Source organism: Microbacterium sp. EST19A, from assembly GCF_019969685.1.
Lineage (GTDB): Bacteria > Actinomycetota > Actinomycetes > Actinomycetales > Microbacteriaceae > Microbacterium.
In genome coordinates this window covers 167,970-194,658 of the sequence record NZ_JAHXYZ010000002.1, presented here as the reverse complement: position 1 = coordinate 194,658, position 26,689 = coordinate 167,970, and the positions used below count along the sequence as shown (strand labels likewise).

At 68.9% G+C, this 26,689-nt stretch carries 25 protein-coding genes; 20 read left to right on the top strand and 5 right to left on the bottom strand.

Features of this window, described 5'->3' with window-relative positions; all coding sequences use genetic code 11:
• The first annotated feature begins 38 nt into the window (after positions 1-38).
• The 7 genes from lepB to LC452_RS10890 all read left to right on the top strand — a co-directional run bounded on the left by lepB (position 39) and on the right by LC452_RS10890 (position 6,022).
• Positions 39-770 carry a signal peptidase I gene (gene lepB, locus LC452_RS10920; RefSeq protein ID WP_223625074.1) on the top strand — a complete coding sequence of 244 codons (732 nt, stop codon included), beginning with the start codon at positions 39-41 and terminating at the stop codon, positions 768-770.
• Positions 767-1,426 carry a ribonuclease HII gene (locus LC452_RS10915; protein ID WP_223625073.1) on the top strand — a complete coding sequence of 220 codons (660 nt, stop codon included), beginning with the start codon at positions 767-769 and terminating at the stop codon, positions 1,424-1,426. The genes lepB and LC452_RS10915 overlap by 4 nt, the downstream gene beginning before the upstream one ends.
• Before the next feature lie 69 nt (positions 1,427-1,495).
• Entirely contained in the window at positions 1,496-1,822 is a 327-nt protein-coding gene (locus tag LC452_RS10910; RefSeq protein ID WP_045280377.1) for a DUF2469 family protein, read from the top strand.
• A 131-nt stretch (positions 1,823-1,953) separates the two neighbouring features.
• Complete coding sequence (locus LC452_RS10905) at positions 1,954-2,316, top strand: YraN family protein (RefSeq protein WP_223625071.1); 363 nt, start codon at positions 1,954-1,956, stop codon at positions 2,314-2,316.
• Entirely contained in the window at positions 2,313-3,842 is a 1,530-nt protein-coding gene (locus tag LC452_RS10900; protein WP_223625070.1) for a YifB family Mg chelatase-like AAA ATPase, read from the top strand. Before LC452_RS10905 ends, LC452_RS10900 begins: the two co-directional genes overlap by 4 nt.
• Positions 3,839-5,035 carry a DNA-processing protein DprA gene (dprA, locus tag LC452_RS10895; protein WP_223625069.1) on the top strand — a complete coding sequence of 399 codons (1,197 nt, stop codon included), beginning with the start codon at positions 3,839-3,841 and terminating at the stop codon, positions 5,033-5,035. The genes LC452_RS10900 and dprA overlap by 4 nt, the downstream gene beginning before the upstream one ends.
• A gap of 84 nt (positions 5,036-5,119) precedes the next feature.
• Entirely contained in the window at positions 5,120-6,022 is a 903-nt protein-coding gene (locus tag LC452_RS10890) for a tyrosine-type recombinase/integrase (protein ID WP_223625068.1), read from the top strand.
• A gap of 25 nt (positions 6,023-6,047) precedes the next feature.
• Here LC452_RS10890 and LC452_RS10885 read toward each other — a convergent pair whose 3' ends face one another.
• On the bottom strand, positions 6,048-6,572 hold the full coding sequence (locus LC452_RS10885) for a murein hydrolase activator EnvC (RefSeq protein ID WP_223625066.1): 525 nt from the start codon (positions 6,570-6,572) through the stop codon (positions 6,048-6,050).
• A 306-nt stretch (positions 6,573-6,878) separates the two neighbouring features.
• Between LC452_RS10885 and rpsB the strand changes: the two genes are divergently transcribed.
• From rpsB to LC452_RS10840, 9 genes are all read left to right on the top strand, one after another.
• The gene (gene rpsB, locus LC452_RS10880; RefSeq protein ID WP_223625064.1) at positions 6,879-7,853 is read left to right on the top strand and encodes a 30S ribosomal protein S2; all 975 of its coding nucleotides are present in this window, start codon (positions 6,879-6,881) and stop codon (positions 7,851-7,853) included.
• A 46-nt stretch (positions 7,854-7,899) separates the two neighbouring features.
• The gene (gene tsf, locus LC452_RS10875) at positions 7,900-8,727 is read left to right on the top strand and encodes a translation elongation factor Ts (protein ID WP_223625061.1); all 828 of its coding nucleotides are present in this window, start codon (positions 7,900-7,902) and stop codon (positions 8,725-8,727) included.
• Between the two features lie 92 nt (positions 8,728-8,819).
• Positions 8,820-9,536, top strand: a complete 717-nt coding sequence (gene pyrH, locus LC452_RS10870) for a UMP kinase (RefSeq protein ID WP_017202017.1) — start codon at positions 8,820-8,822, stop codon at positions 9,534-9,536.
• A 68-nt stretch (positions 9,537-9,604) separates the two neighbouring features.
• A complete protein-coding gene (frr, locus tag LC452_RS10865) occupies positions 9,605-10,159 on the top strand; it encodes a ribosome recycling factor (RefSeq protein ID WP_116635057.1) in 555 nt (184 codons plus the stop codon).
• A gap of 5 nt (positions 10,160-10,164) precedes the next feature.
• Complete coding sequence (locus LC452_RS10860; RefSeq protein WP_223625059.1) at positions 10,165-11,304, top strand: phosphatidate cytidylyltransferase; 1,140 nt, start codon at positions 10,165-10,167, stop codon at positions 11,302-11,304.
• Positions 11,304-11,885 (top strand): DivIVA domain-containing protein, encoded by a 582-nt coding sequence (locus LC452_RS10855; protein WP_223625056.1) that lies wholly within the window; start codon positions 11,304-11,306, stop codon positions 11,883-11,885. The genes LC452_RS10860 and LC452_RS10855 overlap by 1 nt, the downstream gene beginning before the upstream one ends.
• Before the next feature lie 66 nt (positions 11,886-11,951).
• Entirely contained in the window at positions 11,952-12,617 is a 666-nt protein-coding gene (locus LC452_RS10850) for a transglycosylase SLT domain-containing protein (protein ID WP_223625054.1), read from the top strand.
• 9 nt (positions 12,618-12,626) lie between these two features.
• A complete protein-coding gene (locus LC452_RS10845; protein ID WP_223625052.1) occupies positions 12,627-12,914 on the top strand; it encodes a hypothetical protein in 288 nt (95 codons plus the stop codon).
• 2 nt (positions 12,915-12,916) lie between these two features.
• The gene (locus LC452_RS10840) at positions 12,917-13,633 is read left to right on the top strand and encodes an alpha/beta hydrolase (RefSeq protein WP_223627633.1); all 717 of its coding nucleotides are present in this window, start codon (positions 12,917-12,919) and stop codon (positions 13,631-13,633) included.
• 6 nt (positions 13,634-13,639) lie between these two features.
• Here LC452_RS10840 and LC452_RS10835 read toward each other — a convergent pair whose 3' ends face one another.
• Positions 13,640-14,701: an AI-2E family transporter gene (locus LC452_RS10835; protein WP_223625050.1), complete on the bottom strand. Its 1,062-nt coding sequence runs from the start codon at positions 14,699-14,701 to the stop codon at positions 13,640-13,642.
• A 179-nt stretch (positions 14,702-14,880) separates the two neighbouring features.
• Between LC452_RS10835 and LC452_RS10830 the strand changes: the two genes are divergently transcribed.
• Together LC452_RS10830 and LC452_RS10825 are read left to right on the top strand one after the other, a co-directional pair.
• Positions 14,881-16,887, top strand: a complete 2,007-nt coding sequence (locus LC452_RS10830) for a glycosyl transferase (protein WP_223625048.1) — start codon at positions 14,881-14,883, stop codon at positions 16,885-16,887.
• Positions 16,884-17,807 (top strand): tetratricopeptide repeat protein, encoded by a 924-nt coding sequence (locus LC452_RS10825; RefSeq protein ID WP_223625046.1) that lies wholly within the window; start codon positions 16,884-16,886, stop codon positions 17,805-17,807. The genes LC452_RS10830 and LC452_RS10825 overlap by 4 nt, the downstream gene beginning before the upstream one ends.
• 46 nt (positions 17,808-17,853) lie before the next feature.
• Here the strand turns inward: LC452_RS10825 and glgB are convergent, their stop codons facing one another.
• The 3 genes from glgB to glgX form a co-directional block, all read right to left on the bottom strand.
• Positions 17,854-20,058: a 1,4-alpha-glucan branching protein GlgB gene (gene glgB / locus LC452_RS10820; protein ID WP_223625045.1), complete on the bottom strand. Its 2,205-nt coding sequence runs from the start codon at positions 20,056-20,058 to the stop codon at positions 17,854-17,856.
• On the bottom strand, positions 20,055-22,052 hold the full coding sequence (locus LC452_RS10815) for an alpha-1,4-glucan--maltose-1-phosphate maltosyltransferase (protein WP_223625044.1): 1,998 nt from the start codon (positions 22,050-22,052) through the stop codon (positions 20,055-20,057). The genes glgB and LC452_RS10815 overlap by 4 nt, the downstream gene beginning before the upstream one ends.
• Before the next feature lie 143 nt (positions 22,053-22,195).
• On the bottom strand, positions 22,196-24,268 hold the full coding sequence (gene glgX, locus LC452_RS10810; protein WP_223625043.1) for a glycogen debranching protein GlgX: 2,073 nt from the start codon (positions 24,266-24,268) through the stop codon (positions 22,196-22,198).
• Positions 24,269-24,368: 100 nt separating this feature from the next.
• Here glgX and LC452_RS10805 point away from each other — a divergent pair, with 100 nt between their 5' ends.
• Both LC452_RS10805 and mnmA read left to right on the top strand, forming a co-directional pair.
• Complete coding sequence (locus LC452_RS10805) at positions 24,369-25,544, top strand: cysteine desulfurase family protein (RefSeq protein ID WP_223625042.1); 1,176 nt, start codon at positions 24,369-24,371, stop codon at positions 25,542-25,544.
• A gap of 9 nt (positions 25,545-25,553) precedes the next feature.
• Positions 25,554-26,651 carry a tRNA 2-thiouridine(34) synthase MnmA gene (gene mnmA, locus LC452_RS10800; protein WP_223625041.1) on the top strand — a complete coding sequence of 366 codons (1,098 nt, stop codon included), beginning with the start codon at positions 25,554-25,556 and terminating at the stop codon, positions 26,649-26,651.
• Positions 26,652-26,689 lie beyond the last annotated feature (38 nt).

The window sequence follows — 26,689 nt, the reverse complement described above, 5'->3', positions numbered from 1 at the left end:
TCCGCGATCTCGGCGGTGTAAGACTGCGAAGGAACCTGATGACCGAATCCCCGACAGCGCCCGCGTCCGCGTCACGACGACGCCGGGGGTTCCTCGTCTTCCTTCGCGATGTTCTCGTCATCATCGTCATCGCCGCGCTTGTCTCGTTTGTCGTGAAGTCCTTCGTCGTGCGGTCGTTCTACATCCCGTCGGCATCGATGGAGCGCACTCTGCTCATCAACGACAGGATCCTCGTCGACGAGCTCACCCCGCGGTGGACCGGATACGAGCGCGGCGACGTCGTCGTCTTCAAGGACCCGGGGGGATGGCTCGACCCCCAGCCCCAGAAGCCCCCGCAGCCCCCACTGATCCAGGCGGTCGACTGGGCGCTGAACTTCGTCGGCATCTCGGCGACGGACTCGCAGGACCATCTCGTCAAACGTGTGATCGGTGTGGCGGGTGACCGCGTCGTCTGCTGCAACGCGCTCGGACAGATCACCATCAATGGTGCGCCGATCGACGAGCTCGACTATCTGAACCTTCCCGAGGGCGACACGGCCGCCTCGAACGAGCCGTTCGATGTCGTCGTGCCGGAGGACTCGGTGTGGCTGCTGGGCGACAACCGGGACCGTTCCCGCGACTCGCGCGCTCATCAGGAGCTGCCGAGCGGCGGCTTCGTTCCCCTGGGCAATGTCGTCGGGAAAGCCTTCCTCACCACCTGGCCGCTCGATCGGATGGGGGCCATCGACGGCCACCACGAGATCTTCAACGGAGTTCCGGATCCGGAATGACCGTCGCGACGCCGAGACTGACCCTGGAGCGCAGGCTCCTGGGCGAGTGCGAGCTGATCATCTCGCTCGACGAGGTGGGTCGCGGGGCACTCGCCGGGCCCGTCGCGGTCGGTGCGGCGGTGATGGATGCCGCCGGTGCGCGTCGTCGTGTGCCCGAAGGTCTTCGCGACTCGAAGCTGGTCACAGAGAAGCGCCGACCCGACGTCGCGGCTCGCGCAGCGGCGTGGGTCCAGGCTTCGGCGGTCGGTTGGGCGACAGCGGCCGAGATCGACGAGGTCGGAATCATGCGGGCGCTCGGCCTGGCGGCCTCTCGCGCCGTGCAGGCTGTGGTCGACCAGGGCGTGCTCGTGGAGAATGCGCTCGTGCTCCTCGACGGCAACCACGATTACGTGTCGAAGGTCCACCCCGTACCGCTGCAGGTGCGGCCGGTGATCAAGGCGGATCGCGACTGCGCGTCGGTGTCGGCGGCATCCGTCATCGCGAAGGTCGCGCGCGACGGCCTCATGACCGAGCTCCACGACAGCCATCGCGAGTACCAGTGGGACCGCAATAAGGGGTATGCGAGCCTCGAGCACCGCGAGGCGATCCGCAGCGTGGGCCTGTCTCCGTTCCACCGGGCATCCTGGGCGATCACCGACGCGCCCACTCTGTTCTGATCGACGACGGCGCCCCACGGCTCCACGGATGCCGCGCAGCGCGTCGCGCGACTCTAGGATGGACACATCATGGATGAGGAAGCCTTCGACGACTACGACCGCGAGCTCGAGCTCGCGCTGTTCCGTGAGTACCGGGACGTCGTGTCCCAGTTCCAGTACGTTGTCGAGACCGAACGCCGGTTCTATCTGGCGAACGAGGTCAACGTCGTGCGCCGCGACACCGAGCACGACTTCTACTTCGAGATCTCGATGAGCGACGTGTGGGTGTGGGACATCTACCGCGCCGATCGTTTCGTCAAGGCCGTGCGGGTTCTCACGTTCAAAGACGTGAACGTCGAGGAACTGCAGCGCCGCGAGTTCGAGATCCCGCAGGAGCTCTCCCTCGACGGCGAGTGACGTCTGCCGCGGTTTCGCCGCCGTGTCACTTCTTCTGCACGAGGGCGCTCGATGGAGCTCTTGTCCCGAGCCGCCGTGAGTAGCCCGGATCCGCGTCTCGAATCGTCTGCGGATCGCAGGATGCTGTCGACATGGCAGCGAAGGACGATCTTGGAAGAGCCGGTGAAGAGCGCGCAGCGCAGCACCTGACGCAACACGGCTACACCGTGCTGGACAGGAACTGGCGGTGCACGCAGGGCGAGATCGACATCGTCGCCGAGCATGGCGCGCATCTCGCCGTGGTCGAGGTGAAGACGCGGCGCTCTGCGGCGTTCGGGCATCCTTTCGAGGCGATCGACGAGAGGAAGCGCCGCAGACTCTGGGCTCTCGCCTTCGCATGGCGGGCCGAGCATCCCGACCTCGCCCGCGGCCTCCACATCCGCGTCGAGGCGATCGGCATCATCGGGACGGATCCGGCGGTCGGCGTCCTCGAGCACCTCGTGGACATCTCGTGACCACGGCACGCACGTGGGCGGTGGCTCTCACCGGCGTGGATGGGCATCTGATCGAGGTCGAGGCCGATCTCTCGAACCAGACGCCCGAGTTCAAGATCATCGGTCTCCCCGACAAGTCGCTCGGCGAAGCGGTCCAGCGCGTCCACAACGCCTGCAAGAACGCCGGGCTCGATCTGCCTCGCCGCCGTCTCACGGTGAACCTGTCGCCGGCCAGCCTGCCGAAGCACGGGGCCGGGTTCGACCTGAGCATCGCCGTCTCGACTTTGGCCGCCGGCGGCTCGATCGAACGACGCGCCATCGCTCACACGGTGCACATCGGCGAGCTCGGTCTCGACGGTCGGATCCGTCCGGTTCCCGGTGTGCTTCCTGCCGTGTTCGCGGCTGTCAGGGCGGGATTCGAACGAGTGATCGTCCCGCGAGGCAACGAGGCCGAGGCGCGGCTCGTGCCCGGCGTGGAGGTGCGGGCCGCCGCGTCGCTCGCCGAGGTCGCGGTCTGGCACGGCGCCGACGTCGAGGTGCCCGACATCGAGACGGTCGCCGTGGCCGCAGGCTCATCGGTCGACGAAGAGGTCCTCGACCTCGCTGACGTCGTCGGACAGGAGGATGCCGTCGAGGCGCTGATCGTGGCAGCCGCGGGTGGCCATCACCTGCTCCTGAGCGGACCGCCGGGGGCGGGGAAGACGATGCTCGCCCGGCGGCTCCCCGGAATCCTTCCGCCTCTGAGCGAGCAGGAGGCCCTCGAAGTCGCGTCGATCCGGTCGCTGAGCGGTGAGCCGGTGACGTCCCTCGACTCGCTTCCTCCGCTCGAGGCGCCGCATCACAGCGCATCCGTTGCGGCGCTCGTCGGTGGCGGATCGCGGGTCGCGCGACCGGGAGCCATCGCCCGCGCGCACTGCGGCGTGCTTTTCCTCGACGAGGCGGCGGAGTTCTCGCGGGTCGCTCTCGACGCACTTCGGCAGCCTCTCGAGGCGGGCGTGATCGAGGTCCACCGCGCCGGCTTCACCGCGAGGTTCCCGGCGCGGTTCCAGCTTCTCCTGGCGATGAACCCCTGTCCGTGCGGGAACTACGGCCTGCGCGGCGCGGAGTGCGTGTGCCCGCCGGCGGCGATCCGACGCTACGCGACACGTCTCTCCGGGCCGCTGCGTGATCGCGTCGACATCGACCTTCCCGTGACGCGGGTCGCTGCGTCGAGGGCGACATCCGGAGGGCGTGCCGAGGTGACCACCGCCCAGGCGCTGACTCGCGTCTCTGAGGCACGGGAACGCGCCGCTCACCGCTGGAGGAGCACGCCCTGGCGCCGCAACGCCGACGTTCCGGGTACCTGGTTGCGTCAGGGTGCCCTTCGCCTTCCGCCGGCTGTGCGGACGTCTCTGGATCGGGCGCTCGAACGAGGGGCGCTGACGCTCCGGGGGTACGACCGCGTGCTGCGGCTGGCGTGGACGATGGCCGACCTGGCAGAACTCGAGCGCCCGGGGATCGACGAGATCGGGCGGGCGCTGCACCTGAAGAGAGGAATGAACCCATGATGGAGGAGCTGCTCGGCGACGCCGAGATCGTCGACGCCGCACGTCGGCTTCGACGGGAAGACGATATCGGAGAGGCTGTCGCGAGGGCGGCCTGGTCGGTGATCGCCGAGCCCGGGGATGCCGTGGTCGGGACACTGATCCACGAACTCGGTGCCGCGGACGCCCTGACCTTCGCGCTGAGAAGCCGCCCCGAGGGCACGGTCGCCTCGAGTGTCGATGGGAGTGCCGTCGCTGCGCGGCGCGCTCTCTCCGAAGGTCGCAAACGGTGGCGTCCTCGAGCCGATCCTCGGGGCGTGCGGGACGCCTTGCGAAGTGCGCACGATGTCGAGGCAGTGCTGCTCATTCCCGGCGACGAGAACTGGCCCGAGGCACTCGACGATCTGGGCGCGAGTGCACCGAGCGCTCTGTGGGTGCGCGGGCGTCCGGAGCTGCTCATCGCCGAGCCTCGAGTCTCGCTCGTCGGCGCGAGAGCCTCCAGCGGATACGGAGAGCACGTGGCAGCCGAGATCGCCGGAGACCTCGCCGCGACCGGTGCGGTCGTCGTGTCCGGCGGGGCCTACGGCATCGACGGTGCTGCACACCGTGCGGCGCTGGGCGTGCAGGGGGCGACCGTCGCCTTCCTCGCCGGGGGCGTCGACCGCGCGTATCCCGCCGGACATCAGCAGCTGATCCGTCAGATCGCCCAGGAGGGTGCGGTCGTCAGCGAAGCTCCCTGCGGCGCGGCTCCCACGAAATGGAGGTTTCTCGCGCGTAACCGTCTCATAGCGGCACTCGGGCAGGCGACCGTCGTGATCGAGGCAGGGTGGCGCAGCGGATCTCTCAACACCGCCGGGCATGCCGCAGCGCTGGGGAGGCCCCTCGGCGCCGTGCCGGGGCCGGTGACATCCGCATCGTCCGCGGGCTGCCATCGTCTGCTGCGTGAGTACGACGCCCTGTGCGTGACATCGGCGGCCGAGGTGCGAGAGCTCTGGGGGACGTCTGCTGCCGCCGCATCGCTGCACCAGGACCCGGTCGACCCGGAGCGCGTCCGCCTCTTCGATGCGATGAGCACGAGGTCGAGCGTGTCCGTCGAGGAGCTCGCCCGCCGGGCGGGACTCGCACCTGATCGGATCCGAGCCCTGCTCGGACTTCTCCAGCTCGAGGGTGAAGTCCGACGTGACGAGGACGGCTGGCGGCGCGTGTCCGGCGCCTGAGACCGAGGCGAGGCACGATCGAGATCACCACGGTCGGCGGCGAGGCGACGGCCGCGGCGTGGCCATGGCGGGCAAGCTGGGGGCATGGAACTCGCGGTCGCTGCCGAGGCGTTCGCCGATCACCTCGAGAGGGTGCGACGACTCTCGCCGGCGACCGTCAGGGCCTACCGCTCGGACCTGCGAGACCTCGGTGCCTCGGCCGGAGCGATCGCGCTGGAAGAGGTGGATCTCGAGGTGCTTCGAGACTGGCTCTGGCACGCCACGCAGCGCGGAGATGCGCGATCGACTCTCGCGCGACGTGCCGCCGCTGCGCGGTCGTTCTTCAGCTGGGCGCAGGAGCAGGCGCTCATCGTCCACGACCCCAGCCTTCGGCTGATCGCACCGAAGAAGGGCCGGACGCTCCCGACCGTCGCGTCGCGAGACGGCATGGCGGAGCTGCTCGACGCTCATCGTTCCGCCGCAAGCGCAGGAGACCCGGTCGCGATGCGGGACCATGCGATCCTCGAGATGCTCTACGGCTCCGGCATCCGCGTATCGGAGCTCTGCGGTCTCGACATCGACGACCTCGACCTCGATCGGGCGACAGCGCGCGTGCTCGGCAAGGGCGCCAAAGAACGCGTCGTGCCGTACGGAGCGCCGGCGCGCGACGCCCTGCGCGCCTATCTGACCCGTGCGCGTCCCGCCCTCATCGCTCGGGCGACCGCGACGACGCCCGCCGTGATGCTCGGCTCGCGGGGCGGGCGAATCGGTCCGCGCACCGTGTACACGCTCGTGGCGAGGGTCCTTGCGCCGATCGTGGGTGCCGAGACCGTCGGCCCACACGCTCTGCGTCACACCGCGGCCACCCATCTCCTCGACGGCGGAGCAGACCTGCGCGCGGTCCAGGAGATCCTCGGGCACGCCAGTCTCGGCACCACCCAGATATACACGCACGTCTCCGCAGAGCGGTTGACCGTCACCTACCGCCTGGCGCACCCGCGAGCCTGACCGCAGCGGGCTGCGCTCATCGGGCTCACAGTGGCGCGCAGCAGGGGAGGAGAACTGCTCTCGGCACGCCTCCGAACAGGAGCATCGGGTTGATGTACTCCCCGTCGAGTCGCACGCCGAGATGCAGCGCCCCCACCGTCGCGTGGCCGCCGGTCGCGACGACGCCGACCTCATCCCCGGCCGCCACCGCGTCGCCGGGCTGCAACGTCGACTCGAGAGGTTCGAACGTCGTCACCAGGCCTCCCGCATGCTCGATCGTCAGCAGCGGGCGGTCGACGACGACGCCGCGAAAGGCGACGATTCCGTCGGCGGGAGCGCGGACGACACCATCCGGAGGCGCAGCCAGATCGATGCCCCGGTGCCCCGCGCCGAACGCGTGCGCCGGGGCCCGGAACGGTTCCAGGACCTCGCGGTCGCCGTGCACCGGCCAGAGCCAGGACGGCTGATCGTCGGATCGGGCCGCAGGGCTCGCCGGGATCGGATCGGAAGTGCTCAGGGCCACGGTGACGGCGAGGAGGACCCCGAGGAGGAGCCGTGAGGAGGCGTGCATATCGGCATCCTGATCGCTCGAACGGTCATGCCGGGAGCAGGAGGCTCCCGAGAGGCGCGAACGGGGGAGAAGCCCCGAGGATTCCGTGGAGTGCAGCGCGAGTCGGGCCCCCGGCATCCTGTATGCTGGAGGAGCACCTCGATATCGGGGTGACTACGCGTGCCCAGAGCGACTTCGGTCGTGGCATCCACTCCCACAGGTCCCCTCCATGAGCGGGCGGGTGTGCGCCGGGCACCAGGAAGTCCGATCACACGATCGGCAGACAACCTCAACGGCGCAGTAACGCGCCAGAACCAGGAGACGACCATGGCTGTGGTCACCATCCGCCAGCTGCTCGACAGCGGCGTGCACTTCGGACACCAGACCCGTCGGTGGAACCCGAAGGTGAAGCGCTTCATCCTCACCGAGCGCAGCGGCATCCACATCATCGACCTGCAGCAGTCGCTGGGCTACATCGACAAGGCCTACGACTTCGTCAAGGAGACCGTCGCCCACGGTGGCACGATCCTCTTCGTCGGCACCAAGAAGCAGGCGCAGGAGATCCTCGCCGAGCAGGCCACGCGCGTCGGCCAGCCCTTCGTGAACCAGCGCTGGCTCGGTGGACTCCTCACCAACTTCCAGACGATCTCCAAGCGTCTCGCACGCATGAAGGAGCTCGAGGAGCTCGACTACGAGACCCCGGCGAACAGCGGCTTCACCAAGAAGGAGCTCCTGCTCAAGAAGCGCGAGCTCGACAAGCTGCACAAGTCGCTCGGCGGAATCCGCAACCTCACCAAGACGCCGTCGGCTCTCTGGGTCGTCGACGCCAAGCGCGAGCACCTCGCCATCGATGAGGCCAAGAAGCTCGGCATCCCGGTGATCGGCATCCTCGACACCAACGCCGACCCGGACGACTTCCAGTACCCGATCCCCGGCAACGACGACGCGATCCGCTCCGTCTCGCTGCTGACCCGCATCATCGCCGACGCTGCGGCCGAGGGCCTGCAGCAGAAGCACAACCCGGAGTCGGGCGACGCCGAGCCGCTGGCCGAGTGGGAGAAGGAGCTTCTCGAGACCCCGGCCGACGAGGCACCCGCCGCTGAGGCTCCCGTCGTCGAAGAGTCCGCTGACGCCGCCGAGATCGTGACCGCCGAAGACGAGGCTGCCGTCGTCGAGACCCCTGCTGCCGACGAGACGGCCGCTGACGAGGCCGGCGCCGAGGCGCACGACGAGGCGATCGCCGCCGCTTCCGGTGAGGAGACCGCCGAGGTCGCCGCCGCCGAGGCTGAAGACGCCAAGTAATCCCCTCGTACACACACATACATAACGAAGCAAGGAGCCACCACACATGGCCAACTTCACCATCGCCGACCTCAAGGCGCTGCGCGAGCAGCTCGGCACGGGCATGGTCGACACCAAGAAGGCGCTCGAGGAGGCTGACGGAGACGTCGAGAAGGCCACCGAGATCCTGCGCCTGAAGGGTGCGAAGGGCAACGCGAAGCGCGCCGACCGTTCCACCAGCGAGGGACTCATCGTCGCTCGCGAGCAGGACGGCACCGTGACGCTCATCGAACTCGCCTGCGAGACCGACTTCGTCGCGAAGAACGAGCGCTTCATCACGCTCGCCGACAAGGTCGCCGACGCTGTCGCAGCCGTCAAGGCCGACTCGGTCGAGGCCGGCCTCGCCGCCGCAGCCGGTTCGCAGACCGTCGAGCAGCTGATCTCGGAAGAGGCGGCGATCATCGGCGAGAAGGTCGAGCTGCGTCGCGTGCGCACGATCTCGGGCGACAAGGTCGAGGTCTACCTGCACCGTACGAGCAAGGACCTGCCGCCGCAGATCGGTGTCGTCGTCGCGTACAGCGGTGACGACGCGGAGACCGCGCGCAGCATCGCCCAGCACATCTCGTTCGCCAACCCGTCGTACCTCGCCCGCGAGGACGTTCCGGCGGACGCGGTCGAGAAGGAGCGCGAGATCGTCACCGAGATCTCCCGCAACGAGGGCAAGCCGGAAGCGGCTCTGCCCAAGATCGTCGAGGGCCGCGTGTCCGCGTTCATCAAGCAGGTCGCCCTGCTCGAGCAGGACTACGCGAAGGACAACAAGCTCTCCGTCGCCCAGGTGGCGAAGGACGCCGGTATCACCGTGACGGACTTCGCGCGCTTCAAGGTCGGCGCGTAACACTGTCGAAGGGGTTCGGATCATCGAGATCCGAACCCCTTCTTCGTGCCCACGAGGCACTATCTTGAATCGGGACGAGAGGACACCCCCACATGACTGAACGAACCGGACGCCGCCGCGTCCTTCTCAAGCTCTCCGGAGAGGCATTCGGAGCCGGTCAGCTGGGCGTCAGCCCCGATGTGGTCTCTCAGATCGCGCGCGACATCGCCGCGGCGGTCGACCGTGTCGAGGTCGCGATCGTCGTCGGCGGCGGGAACTTCTTCCGCGGCGCAGAGCTCAGCCAGCGCGGCATGGACCGGGGTCGCGCCGACTACATGGGCATGCTGGGCACCGTCATGAACGCCCTCGCCCTGCAGGACTTCCTCGAGCAGGCGGGTGCCGCGACGCGCGTGCAGTCGGCGATCTCGATGACCCAGGTCGCGGAACCGTACATCCCGCGCCGCGCCGAGCGCCACCTCGAGAAGGGCCGCGTCGTGATCTTCGGCGCCGGCGCCGGACTCCCGTACTTCTCCACCGACACCGTGGCGGCGCAGCGCGCCCTCGAGATCGGTGCGCAGGAGGTGCTCGTCGCCAAGAACGGCGTCGACGCCATCTACACCGCGGATCCCAACAAGCACGCCGACGCGGAGCGCATCGAGCGGGTCACCTACCGCGACGCTCTGCAGCGCGGTCTCAAGGTCGTCGACTCGACGGCATTCAGCCTGTGCATGGACAACAGCATGGACATGCGCGTGTTCGGCATGGAGCCCGCAGGCAACGTCACGCGGGCTCTGCTGGGCGAGCCCATCGGCACACTCGTCACCGCCTGAGCGCAAGACCGGGCGGAGTGCGCTTCGCCCGATAGAATTTCCAGAACACCCCGACGATAGGAGTCACCGTGATCGCGGATGTCCTCGCTGAAACCACCTCCCGTATGTCGCGGGCGGTCGAGGCTGCCAAGGAGGACTTCTCCACGGTGCGCACCGGCCGTGCGAACCCGCAGCTGTTCCAGAAGCTGCTCGTGGACTATTACGGCACGCCGACCCCCTTGGCCCAGCTCGCCTCGCTGGCCAACCAGGAGGCTCGCACCCTCATCATCACGCCGTACGACAAGTCGGCGCTCAAGGCGATCGAGCAGGCCGTGCGCGACATGCCGAACCTCGGCGCCAACCCGACCAACGACGGCAACCTGGTCCGAGTGACGATGCCCGAGCTCACCGCCGAGCGGCGCAAGGAGTACGTGAAGCTCGTCAAGTCCAAGGGCGAGGACGCCAAGGTGCACGTGCGCGGCATCCGTCGCAAGGCGAAGGACGAGCTCGATGCGCTCAAGAGCGAGATCGGCGAGGACGAACTCGCGCGCGGCGAGAAAGAGCTCGATGCTCTGACGCGCCAGCACGTCGACCTCATCGACGACGCTCTCAAGCGCAAAGAGGCCGAACTCCTCGAGGTGTAGTCCGGATGTCCGACGACACGCGAGATGCCGAAGAGGGACAGCCGCAGACGCGCCGAGACGGGCGCGACGCGGTGACCTCCGACGACGGCATCCCGCTCGCAGATGCGGCGTTCCCGTCGTTCGATGCGGCGAGCATCCCGCCGCGGCCTCCGCTGCCGCCCGCCGAGCCGGAGCCCGGCGCAGGGCCGCTGGACACCGCCGACCACAACGCGATCAGGGAGCAGTGGCGGGTACGACGTGACGAGCTGAACAGCCACGTCTCGTACGCACGCGACCAGATCGATCAGGCGAACGAGCGCATCAAGGAGCGCACGGGCCGTGATCTGATCGTGGCGATCCTGATCGGCCTCGCCTTCGGTGCCGCCCTGCTGGGATCGCTGCTCTTCATCAAGGTTCTGTTCGTGCCGTTCGCTCTCGCGGCGGCGCTTCTCGGGGTGTACGAGCTGTCCCGCGCGCTGCGCGCCTCCGGCCGACGAGTCGACGTGGTTCCGCAGCTCATCGCGGCATCGGTGCTCGTGCTCTCCGCATATTTCGCGGAGCCGTGGCTCTGGTGGGTCGTCCTCTTCGTCGCCGTGGCGTTCGTCATCGTGTGGCGCCTGATCGGCCAGATGGTCGTCAAGGACGGCCGCACGTACGGCGAGGTCCTGGCGGATGCCGTCATCGGCGGATTCGTGCAGATCTATGTGCCGTTCCTCACCGGTCTCGCCCTCATCCTGCTCGGACAGGAGGGCGGGCAATGGTGGGTCCTCGGGTTCATCGCGATCGCCGTCGCCGTCGACACGGGCGCGTACGCGGCGGGTGTGGCGTTCGGTCGTCATCCGATGGCGCCCCGGATCAGTCCGAAGAAGACGTGGGAGGGCTTCGCCGGCGCCGTCCTCGCGTCTCTCGCCGTCGGCGTGCTGCTCGCGCTCTTCCTGCTCGATCTTCCCTGGTGGGCGGGGCTCATCTTCGGCGCGGCCATCCTGCTCACGGCGACGCTCGGCGATCTCGGCGAATCGATGCTCAAGCGCGACCTCGGCATCAAGGACATGAGCTCCTGGCTTCCCGGGCACGGCGGGCTGCTCGACCGGCTGGACAGCATCCTGCCGTCGACCATCCCCGCTCTCGGCCTGTACTTCCTCCTCTCTCCCTGGGTGGTTCTCTGATGAATGAAGACCTGATCGACGAGCAGACGGACCCGGAGGCCCCGCCGGCGTTCGCGCTCACCACCGGGCGAACGCGCGGTTATCACCGAACGGCTGTCGACACCTTCCTCGCCTCGGCTCGCCGGGCTTTCGAGACGGGACGCGATGACCTCGGTGCCGTCGACGTGCGCACCGCCTCGTTCCCGCTCGTCAAGAACGGCTACGTCGTCGCCGACGTCGATGCGGCGCTCGGACGGGTGGAAGACGCGTTCGCGGCGCGGGAGCGAGAGCGCGTCGTGCGCTCCCGTGGCGCGGGAGTGTGGGTGGAGCAGGCCCGAGAAGACGCGCAGCTCATCCTCGATCACCTCGCCCGCCCTCGTCGCCACCGCTTCGCGCGCACGGGTGTGCTCACGTTCGGCTACCGGGTCGACGAGGTCGATCACGTCGCCACGCGTATCGTGCGATACCTCCGCGACGGCGAGGGTCTGACGGCCGAACAGCTGCGCTCTGCGGCGTTCCGGATGCAGCGCGGCGGCTACCGCGAGGAGCAGGTCGATGCCCTCCTCGACGCAGCGATCGACGTCATCCTGGCCGTCCGCTGACGTTTCTGATGGCCGTCTCAGCAAGGTCTGCGTAGACTGTCACCCATCGTGAACTCCCGAAACGACATGACTCTCGAACGAAGCCACTCCTCGCTTGTGCCCGCAGCGACGGTGAATTCGGCGCGCAAGGGCACGCGACGGTGGTCGCGACGACGCGGTGTGGTGGGCGTGTTCAGTGCCCTGGCCGTCGTCGGCTTCGCCGGTGCGCTGGTCGCTCCGACGGGCGTGGCACTGGCCGAGCCCGCGCAGGCCGAGGCACCGGATTCGGTGTACGCGGCTGCTCTGGCCGACACGCAGAACCTGACCGTGACGGTCGAGGGCGCGGAGATCGCACCCGTCGTGCGCGGCACCTTCGAGGTCTACGTGAAGCCCAAGCCGAAGCCCGTCCCCGTGGTCGCCTCTTCGCCGACCGGCGGATCCTCGGGCGGCGGCGGACCCCTGTACTACACGGGTGGAGGCGCTCCGGCCGAATGGATGGCCGCCGCCGGCATCGCCGAGGCCGACTGGGGATACGTCGACTACATCGTCTCCAAGGAGAGCGGCTGGAACCCCAACGCGACGAACAAGTCGTCCGGGGCCTGCGGCTTGGTGCAGGCGCTGCCGTGCAGCAAGGTGCCCGGCAACGGATACGACCCTGTCGACAACCTGCGCTGGGCCACCGGTTATGCGACCGGTCGCTACGGCAGCTGGGCCGGCGCGTACGGTTTCTGGACGAAGAATCACTGGTGGTGAGCCGGCATCGTGCCACGCTCCCATCGACGCCGTCCGACGCGCCCTGACACCGAAGACTCCCTCGACCGCCTGATCGCGGGCTGGAAGCGCACGGAGACCCGCCGCGGCACCGAATGGACGGTGCAGCCCGTCTCCGCACCGCAGGCGCAGAAGGACTACCGGTGCCCCGGGTGCGCACAGGACATCGAGGCCGGTACACCGCACCTCGTCGCCTGGCGAGCCGACGGCGTCCTCGGGGATGCCGCGGATCTCGCGGCACGTCGTCATTGGCATACGCACTGCTGGAGGATCGCATGAGCATGGAGATCAGGGGACCGCTGGAGCTTCCCGCGCTGCGCGAGGAGATCGAACTCCAGACGGCGGACGGCCTGACCCTCGTCGGCGAGCTCGCCCAGCCGGAGCACGCCGCGCCGGTCGCGACGCTCGTGACGCTGCATCCCTTGCCCACCGCAGGCGGGTTCATGGACTCCCACATCCTCCGGAAGGCGGCGGCACGTCTGCCCGCTCTCGCCGATCTCGCGGTGCTGCGCTTCAACACCCGAGGCACGAGCTCGCAGCGCGGCACGAGCGACGGTGCTTTCGACGGCGGTGCGGCCGAGCAGTTCGACGTGGCTGCCGCCATGGACTTCGCACGCGATCGCGCGCTCCCTCGACCGTGGCTGCTGGGCTGGTCGTTCGGTACCGAGCTCGCTCTGAAGTACGGCCGTGAGCACGACATCGAGGGCATCATCCTGCTCTCGCCGCCGCTGCACAGGGCGACGGAGGCAGAGGTCGCCGCATGGGGGAGCACGGATCGTCCTGTCGTCGTGCTGGTGCCCGAGCTGGACGACTACCTCCGCCCCGAGGAGGCGCGCGAGCGGTTCGCGTCGATTCCGCAGGCGCAGCTCATCGCGGTCGACGGGGGCAAGCATCTCTGGGTCGGCGAGACGCAGACCCGGCGGGTGCTCACCGAGATCGTGGCCGCCGTGAATCCGGCAGCGCTCCCGCTGGCGACGCACTGGCCGCCGCTCGACTGAGACGCGTCAGAGCTCGTTCATCCGCGGAATGAGCACCTGACGATAGATGATCAGGATGCTGGCCGCCACGGGGATCGCGATGAGGGCGCCGAGCAGACCCAGCAGACTGCCGCCCGCGAGCGCGGCGACCACGACCACGGCACCAGGAACGGAGACCGCGCGGCTCATGATGCGCGGGGAGATGATGTACGCCTCGATCTGCATGTAGATCAGGTAGTAGATCCCGGCGGCGATAGCCGTGGCCGGGGAACCCAACCCCGGGATGAGGCACACCAGGACGATGATCGTGGATCCGGTCAGCGTTCCGACCAGGGGGATGAGCGAGAAGAAGAACGCGATGACGGCGAGGACGGCCGGGAACGGCGCCTTGATGATCGACAGGTAGATCGCACTGAGCACGCCGTTGATCACGCCCTGCGTGACCTGTCCCATGACGTAGTAGCCGACGGAGTCGGTGATCTGATCGGCGAGGTCGATGAACCGGTCGCGCTTCGACGCGGGGGAGAGCTGGTAGACCGCCCGCTTGAGCGACGGCGTCGAGGCGGTGAGGTAGATCGTGAGGATCAGCACGATGAAGGCGCCGAACAGGCCACTGAGGACCGCGCCGCTCGCGACGAGGACGCCCTGGCCGATGGATCCGCCGATCTCAGCGAGGTTGGTGTTCAACCAGTCCTCGACGTAGCTGAAGACGTCGTCGACGCGCAGGTTCGGGAACGCGCCCTTCATCCATTCCTTGAGGTCGTCGATCGCTGTTCCGCGCTGGACTATCGCCGAGATCTGGGCGATCAGCTGGGAGATCTGGTCGACGAGAACCGGAAGGACGATGAGCACGATCCCGACGAACACGGCGAGCACCGCGACGATGGTCGTGAGCACCGCGAGCCAGCGGGGGAGCCGGCGCCGCTCGAGGAACGAGACGAGCGGGTCGAGACCGAGACTCAGGAACAGCGCCGTCCCGAGGTACAGGAGCACGCTCGAGAGCGTCTGGACGCTGCCGATCAGCAGGATGCCCAGACCCACGCCGAGCGTCGCCACCAGGGCGGTGCGGAAGGGATTGTGGATCTTCATCGGGGCTCCTCGAAACGGCTGTGTTCAGGCTATCGAGCCGCGCCACGAGGTCGCGTGCGACGTGCCGGGAGGGAGTGCAGCGGGACCTGCTCGTGGGCAACACACAGGAGGTTTCGCTAGTCTGAAATGTCGAGTGTTGCGGCCCGGGTGGATATCCGCGCTGCGTGAGGAGACTATTCGTGCGTTTCGTATGGGCCGTTGTGGCCTTCGTACTTGCCGCGGCGCTGATCGGGGCCGGGATCGCCCAGCGAACCATCTTCCTGGGTCCGGAGTCGCAGAAGACCCAGGTCGAGATCGAGGAACCGGCGCCCTTCGTGCTGCTGGACGGCGACGTTCTCCGGGCTCACCCCGGGGCGCAGACGCTGCTCATCAAGGGCGAGGGAGAGATCTTCGCGAGCTATGGTCGCACCCCCGACATGGAGGCGTGGCTGGCCGACTCCGACTACAACCACGTGACAGCGGGCAAGAACGGAGCCCTCGACGTCGAGCACGTGACGGCATCCGCCACCGAGGAGACCGCCCCGTCGGACGAGGCGGACGCGACGCCCGCCCCCGAGGACACCGCCGCGCCCGAAGCCACCACCGAGCCCGAAGCGGGTACCGACGCCGAGGCCGGAGACGCCGACGCCGAGGAGCCCTCCGGACGCAATCCGGCCGGTTCCGACCTGTGGCTCGACTCGTTCGGCGACGAGAACTCTCTGATCGCCGACAACATGCAGCTCCCCGAGGGCACCAGCATGCTGATCGCCTACGACGGCACGAAGGACGCCCCCGACGACATCGCGGTCTCGTGGCCGCTCGACACCACGACGCCGTGGGCGGGTCCGCTCATGGTGGCCGGTGGTCTCGTGCTGCTGGTCGGCCTCATCCTCTACGTGCTCGGCATCCGGCACCAGCGTCGCGGCCGTGGTCCGCGTCGCAAGGGTCCCGGTCCGCTTCCTGTGACGGAGCCGATCGATGTCGCCGCACTCCCGCCGGCCGAGCGTGCCGCGATCGAATCGTCCGAGCCCGACGCGCCCGTGAGTGCTCCCGAGCAGCCCGCGATCGAGGATGCCGAGATCGTCGACGAGAGCACCGAGCCGGAGTCGAAGAATTCGATGCGCGCGGAGCGTCCGGCACGTCGCCGGCGGCGGATGCTGGTGATCCCCGCCCTGGGGCTCACCGCACTGCTCGCCGCCGGGTGCTCGGCGGAGTCCTGGCCTCAGTTCGGCGCGGAGTCGCCGTCGCCGTCGCCGAGTCCGACTGTCATCGCGCCCGACAATCAGAAGCCGCCTGCCGTCACCGACGCCCAGGCGACGCGGATCCTGCAGACGATCTCCAGCACGCTCGAGGAGGCCGACACCGCCCTCGACGTGGATCTGGCGTCGACCCGCCTCGACGGGCCGGCCCTCGCCGCGCGCACCACCGAGTACGCGCTGCGGACGCAGATCACCGATTCGCCGCTCCCGTCCGTGATCCCGACCGATGAGGTCGAGGTCGTGCTCCCGGAGGCGACCGACAAGTGGCCGCGCACGGTGCTGATGCTCTCCAAGGGGACCAGCGACGACACGGTCCCGCCGGTCATCCTGACGATGACGCAGGCAGATCCGTGGTCGAACTACAAGGTCACCAACATGGCCGAGATGTCGGCCGACGCCGCATTCCCGGCTGTCGCGGCCACGTGGCTCGGCACGTCGCTCGTGCCGCAGGACTCCGCGTTCCTGCGGGTGGCGCCGGGTGAACTCGCCACCACCTTCGCCGACATCGTCGATCAGGGCGAGCAGAGCCCCTCGTACGACCTGTTCGACGAGCAGTCCCTCAACCTGGCCAAGTCCATCGTCGACAGCCGCCAGGCGGTCGTGCAGACGCTCGCCGACAACGGCGCGGCGGAGACATCGCAGGCGACCTTCGACATGGCGCCCACGACGTCCGTGCCGGTCTCGATGACCACTCTCGACAGCGGCGCGATCGTCTCCGTGTCGTTGACCGACACCGAGACCGTGGCGCCGACCTCGGCCGATGCGGTGATCCGGTTCGGCGACAACGCGCAGGCCAAGGCGCTGACGGGGGTCTCGGAGTCCGCCAAGGGCGTCGCCACGACGTACGAGTTCCAGCTGTTCTTCTCGGTCCCCGCTCAGGGATCGACGGAGCAGATCAGGCTCCTGGCCGTCCGCCAGGATCTTCTGTCCGTAGAGGTGATCAAGTGAGTGAAATCTCCCCGGCCGCGCTCCGCGGCGCCGTCGACCTGTCGAGCCTGCGCAATCGCCCGGCTCCCGCTCCCGCCGGAGCCCCGGCGCCCGGCGTGGTGGATCTCGTGGTGGATGCCACCGACGAGACGTTCGGCCAGATCCTCGAGCTCTCGCGCACCGTGCCGGTCGTCGTCGATCTGTGGGCCGAGTGGTGCGGGCCCTGCAAGCAGCTGAGCCCGATCATCGAGAAGGTCACGCGTGAGCTCGGCGGACGCGTGCTGCTCGCCAAGGTCGATGTCGACGCGAACCCCCAGCTCGCCCAGAGCTTCCGCGCGCAGTCCATCCCGATGGTCGTCGCGCTGATCGCCGGCCAGCCCGTCCCGATGTTCACCGGTGCCGTGCCGGAGGAGCAGGTGCGCGAGGTCTTCGCACAGCTGCTCCAGGTGGCCGCGCAGAACGGTGTCACCGGGACGCTGTCGGTCGGCGGAGACGCCGATCCCGAGGCTCCGGTCGAGGAACCGCCGCTTCCGCCGCTGCATGCCGAGGCGTTCGCCGCGATCGAGACGGGCGACTACGCCGCCGCCATCCGCGCGTACGAGAAGGCCCTCGCGGAGAACCCCCGCGATGAGGATGCGATCGCCGGCCTTGGGCAGGTGCGCCTGCTCGACCGGGTGCAGGGCCTCGATCTGCAGGAGGCTCGTGCGGCGGCCGCCCAGGCACCGCTGGACGTCCAGGCGCAGTTCGCCGTCGCCGATCTCGACCTCGCCGGCGGCCACGTCGACGACGCCTTCGGACGACTGCTCGATCTGTTCGCCCAGCTGCCGTCCGACGAGCGTGCGCCCGTCCGTGAGCGTCTGGTCGAGCTGTTCGGGCTCATCGGCGCTGCTGATCCTCGGGTCGTCTCGGCGCGCAACCGCCTGTCTTCACTGCTCTTCTGACCGCCTGAGAGTGCTCCGACCGGCCGTGCGCCGGCCGGAGCGCGGCTCAGCCGTGGCTGATCGTCGGGACGTGCGGGTCCTGCTGATGACGCAGCCACAGCGTGGAGAGCGCGGGAAGCGTCAGTGTCGCCGTCGGTGCTCCGTCGTTCTCGGCGCGGGCGACGACCACTCCGAGGTTCCCCGACCCGCGTCCGCCGTAGTCTGCGGCATCCGTGTTGAGGATCTCCTGCCACACGCCCTCGCGGGGCAGCACGAGACGATGCCCGGTGCGCTCGACGCCGGAGAAGTTGCTGATGACGACCACTCTGCCGCCGTGGGCGTCGCGGCGTTCGAACGCGATGACCGTCGGCTCCCAATCCGGCGCGCCGAGACGGGAGAAGGAAGAGCCGTCGCTGTCGCGCTCCCACAGCGGGGCCTGCGCGCGATAGGTGTGGTTGAGGGCTCCGACGAAGCTCTGCAGCTGCGCGTGCGAGGGCTGATCGAGGAGCCACCAGTCGAGCTCTCGCCCCTCCGACCACTCGGCCAGCTGCCCGAACTCCTGCCCCATGAACAGCAGCTTCTTGCCCGGGTGACCCCACATGTAGGCGAGGTAGGCCCGCACGTTGGCGAGTTTGTGCCAATGGTCGCCGGGCATCTTCGCCAGCAGGCTGCCCTTCCCGTGCACGACCTCGTCGTGGCTGATGGGCAGCAGGTAGTTCTCGCCGAACGCGTAGACGAACGAGAAGGTCATCTCGCCCTCGTGGTGCGAGCGGTACATCGGGTCGCGCTCGATGTACTGGAGCGAGTCGTTCATCCACCCCATGTTCCACTTGAAGCCGAAACCGAGACCGGCGTGGTCGGTCGGCGCGGTCACTCCGGGGAAGCTCGTCGACTCCTCGGCGATCATGACGATGCCGGGGTTCAGACGGTAGGCGGTCGCGTTGACCTCCTGCAGGAAGCGGATCGCCTCGAGGTTCTCGCGGCCGCCGTGGATGTTCGGCTCCCACTCACCGGCGTTGCGGGAGTAATCGAGGTACAGCATCGAGGCCACGGCATCGACCCGGAGCCCGTCGACGTGGAATTCGCTGAACCAGTAGAGGGCGTTCGCGACCAGGAAGTTGCGCACCTCGTTCCGGCCGTAGTCGAAGATGAGGGTGCCCCAGTCCTGGTGCTCGCCGCGCCGCGGATCCGGGTGCTCGTAGAGGGCCTGCCCGTCGAAGCGGGCCAGCGCGAAGGCATCCTTCGGGAAGTGGCCGGGGACCCAGTCCATGATCACGCCGATGCCGGCCTGGTGCAGCCGGTCGATCAGGTGGCGCAGGTCGTCGGGTGTGCCGAACCTGCTCGTCGGTGCGTAGTATCCGCTGACCTGGTAGCCCCAGGAACCGCCGAACGGGTGCTCGGCGAGCGGCATGAACTCGACGTGCGTGAAGCCGGCATCGGTGACGTGCTGGATCAGCGGGTCCGCGATGTCGCGGTAGCCGAGGCCGGCTCGCCACGACCCGAGGTGCACCTCGTAGATGGAGAGCGGCTGCGCGACGGCGTGGGTCGCCGCCCGGCGCGTCATCCAGGCGCCGTCGGTCCAGTCGTAGGACGACTCCGCGACGACGGATGCCGTGTTCGGCGGGACCTCCGCCGCGAGAGCCATCGGGTCCGCCTTGAGGATCCAGGAGCCGTCGCGGGTGCGGATCTGATACTTGTACTTCGAGCCGGCGGTGAGATCCGGGATGAACAGCTCCCAGACGCCGCTGCCACCCATGGAGCGCATCGGGTGGGACTCGCCGTTCCAGCCGTTGTGATCTCCGACGACGCGCACGGCGGAGGCGTTCGGAGCCCAGACGGCGAAAGAGACGCCCCGCTCGCTGTCGAGCGTGCGCGGGTGCGCGCCCAGCACCTGCCACAGGCGCTCGTGCCGCCCCTCGGCGATCAGATGCAGGTCGATGTCGCCCAGGACGGGGGAGTGGCGGTAGGGATCGCCCTGGACCGTCTCCTCGTCGTCGCCGTACGCCGTCGCGATGCGATACCGGACCGGGGGTCCTGCGTGCTGGGCCTCCCAGATGCCGTGGGCGACGTGCGCGAGGGCCAGGCGGCTTCCGTCGTCGAACACGGCCTCCACGGACGACGCGAGAGGACGACGGGCCCGGACGACCGTGACAGTGCGATCGGCCGCATCCTTGATCGGATGGGCGCCGAGAACGGCGTGCGGGTCATGGTGCTCGGCGGAGGCGACGGCCTCCCAGTCGGCGGACGCGGTGGCGTCTTCCACGTAACTCATGATCGCTCCCTCACCTTCAGGATGTGCACCGGCTCGGCGAAGGCGTCGAGCCGCACGTAGTTGTGGTCGCTCCAGTCCCACACGGCACCGGTGAGCAGATCCTCCACGACGAAGGACTCGCCGAGCGGCACGCCCCAGAGCGTCGTGTCGAGATGGACCGTCGTCTCCCGCACGGAATGCGGATCGACGTTGGCCACGACGATGATCGTGTCGTCGCGACCGGTGCCGGTGAATGCGGCATCCAGGTGCTTGCTGTAGACGAGGACCGAGTCGTCGTCGCTCCAGTGCGCCGAGAAGTTGCGCAGCTGCCGGAGGGCCGGATGCGCGGAGCGGATCTCGTTGAGCCGGCGCAGCAGCGGCGCGAGCGACTCGCCGCGCTCTTCGGCACCTGCCCAGTCGCGCAGCTTGAACTCGTACTTCTCGTTGTCGATGTTCTCTTCGGAACCCGGTCGGGCGACGTTCTCGAACAGCTCGTAGCCGGCGTACACGCCGTAGATCGGAGCGGCCGTGGCGGCGATGCACGCGCGGATGCGGTACGCCGCCCTCCCGCCGAACTGCAGGTACTCCGTGAGGATGTCGTGCGTGTTCACGAACAGGTTCGGCCGCATGTAGTCGCTGGTCTCGTGCGAGACCGAGGTCAGGAACTCCTCGAGCTCGGCCTTGGTGTTGCGCCACGTGAAGTAGCTGTAGCTCTGCTGGAAGCCGACGGCGGCGAGTGCCCGCATGACCGCCGGGCGGGTGAACGCCTCGGCGAGGAAGATGACGTCGGGATCGGCGGCGTTGACGGTGCCGATGAGCCACTCCCAGAACTGCAGCGGCTTGGTGTGCGGGTTGTCGACGCGGAAGATCTTCACGCCCTGGGCGACCCAGTGCTGCACGATGCGGAGCATCTCGGCGTAGATGCCGGCGGGGTCGTTGTCGAAGTTCAGCGGATAGATGTCCTGATACTTCTTCGGCGGGTTCTCCGCGTAGGCGATGGTGCCGTCGGGGAGTGTGGTGAACCACTCGGGGTGCTCGGCGACCCAGGGGTGATCGGGCGAGGCCTGCAGCGCGAGGTCGAGGGCGACCTCGAGCCCTTCCTTCTGCGCGGCGCGGACGAACGCGCGGAAGTCCTGGGCGGTGCCCAGGTCGGGGTGGATGGCGTCGTGCCCGCCCTCCGCGGCGCCGATCGCATACGGTGAGCCCGGATCGGTCTCTTCGGCGACGAGGGTGTTGTTGCGACCCTTGCGGTTCGTGGTGCCGATCGGGTGGATCGGCACGAGGTAGATCACGTCGAAGCCCATCTGCGCCACACCGGGCAGCCGCTTCGCCGCGGTGCGGAAGGTGCCGGTCTTCACGCTGCCGTCCTTGAGGCGCTTGGCGCCCTCGGACCGGGGGAAGAACTCGTACCAGGCGCCGACTCCGGCGGTGACGCGCTCGACCAGCAGCGTCTGCTCCGGAGCGGCGGAGCGGAGACTGGCGACGGGGCGCTCCGCGAAGATCTGCGCGAGTGCGGGATCCGTGGAGAGGGCGATGGTCGTGGCGGCATCGCCGTCGGCCAGAGACGCGGCATCCGCCTGCAGGCGCTTGCGCTGTGCTGCCGGGCGGTCCTTCTCCGAAGCTGCGGCGGTGAGCAGCTGCGCACCGAGAGCCGCCATGATCGGCACATCGACGTCGGCAGCGACCTTCAGCTCGGCGGCATGCGCCCAGGTCGCGAAGTCGTCGGAGAAGGCCTCGAACCGATATCGCCACGGTCCCTGGGCGTCGAGTGCGATCTCGGCCGACCAGGTGTCGGTGCCGTCGAGCCGCGGTGCGAGGCGGTGCAGGGTCTCCTCGCCACCGGGCGACGTCAGCCGCACATGCACGCCGATGATGTCATGGCCTTCGCGGAATGCGACGACGCTGAACGGGACCACCTCGCCGACGAACGCCTTCGCGGGGAAGCCGCCGGGCACCGAGGGAGAGCCGTTCAGGAGCGGGATGCGCGGCGCTCGCGTATCCGTGACTCTCGTCATCTGACCCGATGGGCGCGTCGGGATCTGCGCGGGACTCCGGAGAGCCGGGGGCGGGGTGTTTCCAGCGCGTGCAGCCACAAGCCGAATCTACCTCCCTGGTCGAATACGGCGCAGCGGGTGGACAACGGCGCCGTCGCTTGACATCATTCGACGCGGAACAGCCGCATGGACGTTCCGGAGGTCGGCAGGACATCGCCCGGCGCGAAGACTTCGGCGGCGTCGGAGGGCTGCTCGTCCGCGCTCGACCACAGCGACACGAAACGCGTCGCGCCCTCGATCTCCTCGGGAAGACGCACGTCGATCGGCGACTCCGTGCCGTGCACGATCAGCAGGATCCTGTTGGCGGCTTCCTTGTCGGGTGTGGATGCAGCCACGTACTGGAGCGTGCGGTTGCGGGGATCGGCCCACTGCGCGCTCTCCATGGTCTCGCCGTTCTGGTCGTACCAGTCCATGACGGACGCGTTCGGGATGTGCTCGCCGAGCCGTGCGTACTTGCTCGGCCGGAGCGCCGGATTCTCCGCACGGAGGCTGATCAACCGTGCCACGTGCGCACGGAGGTCCTTCTGCCAGGGCTCGAACTCCCAGGCGAGCCACGTCATCGCCGAGTCCTGCGCGTAGGCGTTGTTGTTCCCGCGCTGCGTGCGTCCCACCTCGTCGCCCGCGGTGAGCATCGGGATGCCCGCCGAGAGCAGCAGGGTGCCGAGCAGGTTGCGCATGGCCTTCCTGCGGGCCGTGAGGATCGTCGGGTCGTCCGTCGGTCCTTCGACGCCGTGGTTGAACGCGCGATTCATGTCGGCGCCGTCGCGGTTCTGCTCGCCGTTCGCCTCGTTGTGCTTGACGTCGTACGAGACGAGGTCGTGGAGGGTGAATCCGTCGTGGGCGGTGACGAAGTTCACGCTCGCGAGCGGACCGCGTGCCTCGCTGAAGGTGTTCGACGATCCGGCGAGCCGGGTGGCGAAACCTCCGATGCCGACCGGGGCGGATGCGCGACGTGCATAGTCGATGTCACTGAGCCAGAAGTTGCGGACGCGGTCGCGGTACCGGTCGTTCCACTCGTGCCATCCGGCCGGGAAGTTGCCGGTCTGCCAGCCGCCCATTCCCACATCCCACGGCTCGGCGATGAGCTTGGTCTCGGCGAGGATCGGATCGTTCGCGATGGCGGTGAGCAGCGGATGCTCCGGCGTGAAGGTGTGCGCGCCGTCCCGGGCGATAGCGGCGGCGAGATCGAAGCGGAAGCCGTCGATCTGCATCTCCTGGGCCCAGTAGCGGAGGGAGTCGAGAACGAGCCGTGCACCGGCGTCCGTCGACGTGTTCACGGTGTTTCCGCAGCCGGTGGTGTCGATGTAGACGCCGGTGTCGTCCTGGCGGTAGTAGCTCGAGTTGTCGATGCCGCGGAAGCTCGATCGAGGACCGCCGATGCCTTCCTCGGAGGTGTGGTTGTAGACGACGTCGAGGATCACCTCCAGGCCGGCTTCGTGGAGCAGGCGCACCATGCCCTTGAACTCGGCGAGGATCGCCTCAGGGCCCTCCTTGCGCGACTCCTCCGTCGCGTAGGCGGTGTGCGGGGTGAAGAAGTTGAGGGTGTTGTATCCCCAGTAGTTCGTGAGGCCGCGCTCGAGAAGGCGCGGCTCGGGGACGAACGCGTGCACCGGCAGCAGCTCGACGGATGTGACGCCGAGGGAGTGGAGATACTCGATCATCGCCGGGTGCGCGAGACCCGCATAGGTTCCGTGCAACGCCGGCGGCACGTCCGGGTGGCGCTTCGTGAGTCCCTTGAGATGACCTTCGTAGATCACGGTGCGATCGAGGGGCACGCGCGGCTTCTGCGAGTCGCCCCAGTCGAAGCCGTCGACGATGACGACCGAGCGCCATTCCTCATACCCGTCGCCCTGTGCCAGGCCTCGCGCGTACGGGTCGAGGAGCAGGCTCTCCGGGTTGAACGTGTTGCCGGGACCATGCGGGCCTCCGACGCGCACCGCGTAGCGCACGCCGGCCTGCAGCAGCGGCGTCGTGATCTCCCAGATTCCGCCGGGACGGCGTTCGAGGGGTGCGACGTCGGTCGCCCAGTCCAGGTCGGTGGCATCGAACACGACGAGCTCGACGGAGGAGGCGTTCTGCGACCAGATGCGCAGCGTTCCGACGCCGTCATGCAAACGGACGCCGAGGTTGTCGAGGGCTGGACCGCCGGGCGCGGTGAAGTCTCGGGACTCGGGCATGAGTACACCTTAGGGGTGCGCGTCCCAGTCCCACGACCCAGCGCACTCAGTGCCAGGAGGTCGTGGCCGCGGAGGCTCGGATTCGCGAGAGAATCGAGGGATGCGGCACTATCTGGACCATGCGGCGACCACGCCTCTGCGGCCCGAGGCGCGCGATGCGTGGCTGACGGCGTCCGAGACGATCGGCAACGCCTCGTCGACCCACGGGGCCGGCCAGGACGCGCGTCGTCTGCTGGAGGAGTCGCGCGAGCGCGTGGCGGCCGTGCTGGACGCCGACCCGATCGAGGTCGTCTTCACGTCCGGCGGCACCGAATCGATCAATCTCGCTCTGCAGGGGCTGTGGCGTTCCCGGCTCGACGGCACGGACGCGATCGTGCTGCCGGATGCCGAGCACCACGCGACGATGGACACCGTTGCGGCCCTCGCCGACGAGGGCGCCCTCGTGCGCGTCGTCGGCGTCACGCCGTCGGCCGGCATCGACGTCCCGTCGTTCGCCGCGCAGCTGCCGGGCGCCGCCCTCGCGACGGCCCTCGTCGCCAACAACGAAGCGGGCACGCTCAACGATGCATCCGCTCTCTCTGCTGCGAGTGCGGACGCGGGGGTGCCGTTCCACCTCGACGCGGTCGCCGCGCTCGGCCACGTCGCGCTGTCCTTCCGTCGGCTGCGATCGGATGCCGCGCCCGGAGTCGGGCTCGTCGCGATGAGTCTTGCGGGGCACAAGATCGGCGCGCCGGTCGGCGTCGGCGTTCTCGTCGCCGCGCGGACCGCCCGGCTCACCGCGCTGCTCCGTGGCGGCGCTCAGCAGCGCGGGCTCCGCGCCGGTACGCAGGACGTGGCAGGCGCTGCCGCGTTCGCCACCGCACTGGAGCTCGCCGAGGCGGAGCGTGAGGCGGAGGCGGCGCGGCTCTCGGCGATGCGTGACCGTCTGGTGACCGGCATCCGCGCCGCTGTTCCTGCCGCGCAGCTGCTCGGCGATCCGATCCACCGGCTTCCCGGCAATGCGCACGTGCTCTTCCCCGGCGCCGTGGGGGAGAGCCTCCTGTTCCTGCTCGACGTCGCCGGTGTCGCGGCATCCACCGGTTCGGCATGCCAGGCGGGCGTCGCCGAGCCCTCCCACGTCGTGATGGCGATGGGCAGGAGCGAGCGCGATGCGCGGAGCGTGCTGCGATTCTCGCTCGGCCGCACCTCGACGGATGCCGATGTCGACGCGGTCCTCGCCGCGATCGCCGACGCCTACCTCCGCGCATCCGGGTCCGGCACAGGCGCGCGCTCGTAGACTGGACCCATGCGGATCCTGGCAGCCATGAGTGGGGGAGTGGACTCCGCCGTCGCGGCCGCACGTGCCGTGGAGGCGGGGCATGACGTCGTTGGCGTGCACCTGGCGCTCTCCCGAGCCGGCGGCACGCTCCGCACCGGCAGTCGGGGCTGCTGCACGATCGAGGACGCCCTCGATGCCCGTCGCGCCGCCGACCTGCTCGGCATCCCCTTCTACGTGTGGGACTTCTCCGAGCGGTTCCGCGACGACGTGATCGGCGACTTCATCGCCGAGTACCAGGCCGGCCGCACGCCGAACCCCTGCATGCGCTGCAACGAGAAGATCAAGTTCGCCGCTCTCCTGGAGCGCGCGATCGAGCTCGGCTTCGACGCGGTGTGCACCGGTCACTACGCCACGCTGATCGACGGCGAGCAGGGGCTCGAGCTGCATCGCGCGTCGGACAACGCCAAGGACCAGTCCTATGTGCTCGGCGTGCTGACCGCGGAGCAGCTGGCGCACACCTACTTCCCGCTCGGTACCACCCCGTCGAAGGCGATCGTGCGTGCCGAGGCGGAGGCACGGGGGCTCACCGTGGCGCAGAAGCCCGACAGCCACGACATCTGCTTCATCCCCGACGGCGACACGCGCGGCTGGCTGGCCGAGAAGGTCGGCACCGCCACGGGCGAGATCGTCGATCGCAGCGGAGCGGTCGTCGGCTCGCACGAGGGAGCGCACAGCTTCACGGTCGGGCAGCGCCGCGGGCTCAAGCTCGGCGTACCGGCGTCAGACGGGAAGCCGCGTTTCGTGCTCGAGGTCCGTCCCGTGTCGAACACCGTCGTCGTGGGCCCGAAAGAGGCGCTGGCGATCGCGGAGATCGCGGGCGAGCGGTTCAGTTGGGCCGGCGCGGCGCCGACGGACGAATCGTTCGCGTGCCACGTGCAGATCCGCGCGCACTCGGAGCCCGTCCCTGCGATGGCATTCGTGGGCCCCGACGGCGTGCGGGTCGTCCCCGAGGTTGCGCTCGACGGTGTCGCACCCGGGCAGACGGCCGTGCTCTACACCGGCACCCGGGTGCTCGGTCAGTTCACGATCGACACCACGGTCTCGGCCGTCCCTGTCGGCGCGTAGGTCTCGATGGATGTCGGCGCCCGCTCCTAGACTGGCGG

Excerpts from the sequence above, each read along its gene's own strand:
- LC452_RS10860 (WP_223625059.1), top strand. The coding sequence starts at position 10,165 with ATGTCCGACGACACGCGAGATGCCGAAGAGGGACAGCCGCAGACGCGC.
- rpsB (WP_223625064.1), top strand. The coding sequence starts at position 6,879 with ATGGCTGTGGTCACCATCCGCCAGCTGCTCGACAGCGGCGTGCACTTC.
- lepB (WP_223625074.1), top strand. The coding sequence starts at position 39 with ATGACCGAATCCCCGACAGCGCCCGCGTCCGCGTCACGACGACGCCGG.
- dprA (WP_223625069.1), top strand. The coding sequence starts at position 3,839 with ATGATGGAGGAGCTGCTCGGCGACGCCGAGATCGTCGACGCCGCACGT.
- pyrH (WP_017202017.1), top strand. The coding sequence starts at position 8,820 with ATGACTGAACGAACCGGACGCCGCCGCGTCCTTCTCAAGCTCTCCGGA.
- LC452_RS10835 (WP_223625050.1), bottom strand. The coding sequence starts at position 14,701 with ATGAAGATCCACAATCCCTTCCGCACCGCCCTGGTGGCGACGCTCGGC.
- LC452_RS10840 (WP_223627633.1), top strand. The coding sequence starts at position 12,917 with ATGGAGATCAGGGGACCGCTGGAGCTTCCCGCGCTGCGCGAGGAGATC.
- LC452_RS10885 (WP_223625066.1), bottom strand. The coding sequence starts at position 6,572 with ATGCACGCCTCCTCACGGCTCCTCCTCGGGGTCCTCCTCGCCGTCACC.
- LC452_RS10915 (WP_223625073.1), top strand. The coding sequence starts at position 767 with ATGACCGTCGCGACGCCGAGACTGACCCTGGAGCGCAGGCTCCTGGGC.
- glgB (WP_223625045.1), bottom strand. The coding sequence starts at position 20,058 with ATGAGTTACGTGGAAGACGCCACCGCGTCCGCCGACTGGGAGGCCGTC.
- LC452_RS10815 (WP_223625044.1), bottom strand. The coding sequence starts at position 22,052 with ATGACGAGAGTCACGGATACGCGAGCGCCGCGCATCCCGCTCCTGAAC.
- glgX (WP_223625043.1), bottom strand. The coding sequence starts at position 24,268 with ATGCCCGAGTCCCGAGACTTCACCGCGCCCGGCGGTCCAGCCCTCGAC.
- LC452_RS10890 (WP_223625068.1), top strand. The coding sequence starts at position 5,120 with ATGGAACTCGCGGTCGCTGCCGAGGCGTTCGCCGATCACCTCGAGAGG.
- LC452_RS10850 (WP_223625054.1), top strand. The coding sequence starts at position 11,952 with ATGACTCTCGAACGAAGCCACTCCTCGCTTGTGCCCGCAGCGACGGTG.
- mnmA (WP_223625041.1), top strand. The coding sequence starts at position 25,554 with ATGCGGATCCTGGCAGCCATGAGTGGGGGAGTGGACTCCGCCGTCGCG.
- LC452_RS10805 (WP_223625042.1), top strand. The coding sequence starts at position 24,369 with ATGCGGCACTATCTGGACCATGCGGCGACCACGCCTCTGCGGCCCGAG.
- LC452_RS10855 (WP_223625056.1), top strand. The coding sequence starts at position 11,304 with ATGAATGAAGACCTGATCGACGAGCAGACGGACCCGGAGGCCCCGCCG.
- tsf (WP_223625061.1), top strand. The coding sequence starts at position 7,900 with ATGGCCAACTTCACCATCGCCGACCTCAAGGCGCTGCGCGAGCAGCTC.
- LC452_RS10910 (WP_045280377.1), top strand. The coding sequence starts at position 1,496 with ATGGATGAGGAAGCCTTCGACGACTACGACCGCGAGCTCGAGCTCGCG.
- LC452_RS10905 (WP_223625071.1), top strand. The coding sequence starts at position 1,954 with ATGGCAGCGAAGGACGATCTTGGAAGAGCCGGTGAAGAGCGCGCAGCG.